This is a genomic window from Streptomyces sp. NPDC056948 (assembly GCF_042674225.1).
Classification (GTDB): Bacteria; Actinomycetota; Actinomycetes; order Streptomycetales; family Streptomycetaceae; genus Streptomyces; species Streptomyces purpurascens.
Window position 1 is genome coordinate 1 of record NZ_JBHUQX010000760.1, and the last position, 1,914, is coordinate 1,914.

A 1,914-nucleotide genomic window follows, 5' to 3' on the forward strand; every position below is an offset into this window, starting at 1 on the left:
CCGTCGGAGGGGGCCGCCGCCTTCGTCATGTCCGCTGCCGCCGGTGGCGGCCCGGCAGGCCTAGCTGAAGGAGTCGCCGCAGGCGCAGGAGCCGGTCGCGTTCGGGTTGTCGATCGTGAAGCCCTGCTTCTCGATCGTGTCCACGAAGTCGATCGTGGCACCGCCCAGGTACGGGGCGCTCATGCGGTCGGTGACGACCTTCACACCGCCGAAGTCCTTCTCCACGTCGCCGTCGAGGGAACGCTCGTCGAAGAAGAGCTGGTAGCGCAGGCCGGAGCAGCCGCCGGGCTGGACGGCGACGCGCAGCGCGAGGTCTTCGCGACCTTCCTGGTCGAGCAGGGTCTTGACCTTGTCCGCGGCGGCGTCGGTCAGGATGATGCCGTCGCTGACGGTGGTGGTCTCGTCCGATACGGACATCTACATCTCTCCCGGGTTGTACGGAGACTGCTTGCCGACCGGTCCAACCGGCGGGGCCGCGGATTCATTCCGGGCCTGGCGCTCGTTTTACGGCTTCGTTTCATGCTCGCACACGCGCCGGGAACCGGAAAACGGCTCTTTCCCGGTGTTCCCGGGAATGAACGGCGGCTCACCGGGATTCACGTCACACAGACGCTATGGCCATCGTCAACGTGACGTGAAGCGGTTATGATAGATAGCGTCAAATCGACGAGAAGTCGCGGAAACAGAAAGGGTGCGTGTCGTGACCACCGCCCAGCCCCAGGAGCTCGACGTTCAGCCGACGCCCCTCGCCCTGCTGCTCCTCGGCCGTGAGGCCGACCCGAAGAGCGAGCGCGGCGTGGAGTGCCCCGGCGACCTGCCCTCGCCGTCCGACCCGGACCTGGTGGAGCGCGCCCGCAAGGCGAAGGAGAAGCTCGGGGACAAGGTCTTCGTGCTCGGCCACCACTACCAGCGCGACGAGGTCATCCAGTTCGCCGACGTCACCGGTGACTCCTTCAAGCTGGCCCGGGACGCCGCCGCCCGCCCGGAGGCCGAGTACATCGTGTTCTGCGGTGTGCACTTCATGGCCGAGTCCGCGGACATCCTGACCTCCGAAGACCAGAAGGTCGTCCTGCCCGACCTCGCCGCCGGCTGCTCGATGGCCGACATGGCGACGGCCGAGCAGGTCGCCGAGTGCTGGGACGTGCTGACCGAGGCCGGCATAGCCGAGCAGGTCGTGCCCGTCTCGTACATGAACTCGTCCGCCGACATCAAGGCGTTCACGGGCAAGCACGGCGGCACGATCTGCACCTCCTCGAACGCGAAGCGGGCCCTGGACTGGGCCTTCGAGCAGGGCGAGAAGGTGCTCTTCCTGCCGGACCAGCACCTCGGCCGCAATACCGCCGTACGGGACATGGGCATGTCCCTGGAGGACTGCGTCCTCTACAACCCGCACAAGCCGAACGGCGGGCTGACGGCCGAGGAACTGCGCGCCGCCAAGATGATCCTGTGGCGCGGCCACTGTTCGGTGCACGGCCGTTTCAGCCTCGACTCGGTGCGCGACGTGCGCGAGCGCATCCCGGGCGTGAACGTCCTGGTCCACCCCGAGTGCAGGAACGAGGTCGTGGCCGCGGCGGACTACGTCGGCTCGACGGAGTACATCATCAAGGCCCTGGAGGCCGCGCCGGCCGGCTCCAAGTGGGCCATCGGCACGGAGCTGAACCTGGTCCGCCGCCTGGCGAACCGTTTCGCACCGGAGGGCAAGGAGATCGTCTTCCTCGACAAGACGGTCTGCTTCTGCTCGACGATGAACCGCATCGACCTCCCCCACCTGGTCTGGGCCCTGGAGTCCCTGGCCGAGGGCAACCTCGTCAACCGCATCGAGGTGGACAAGGAGACCGAGGCGTTCGCGAAGCTGGCACTGGAGCGGATGCTGGCGCTGCCGTAACGGTCCTTCCGCACGACGGAGGCCCCACC

At 67.5% G+C, this 1,914-nt stretch carries 2 protein-coding genes; one reads left to right on the forward strand and one right to left on the reverse strand.

Features of this window, described 5'->3' with window-relative positions; translation table 11 throughout:
- Nucleotides 1-60 precede the first annotated feature (60 nt).
- Nucleotides 61-417, reverse strand: coding sequence for an iron-sulfur cluster assembly accessory protein (locus ACFTZL_RS44430; protein WP_189724605.1), 357 nt, complete (start codon nucleotides 415-417; stop codon nucleotides 61-63).
- Between the two features lie 283 nt (nucleotides 418-700).
- On the opposite strand from ACFTZL_RS44430, the gene nadA reads away from it, so the two are divergent.
- Nucleotides 701-1,885, forward strand: coding sequence for a quinolinate synthase NadA (gene nadA / locus ACFTZL_RS44435; protein WP_382596213.1), 1,185 nt, complete (start codon nucleotides 701-703; stop codon nucleotides 1,883-1,885).
- Nucleotides 1,886-1,914 lie beyond the last annotated feature (29 nt).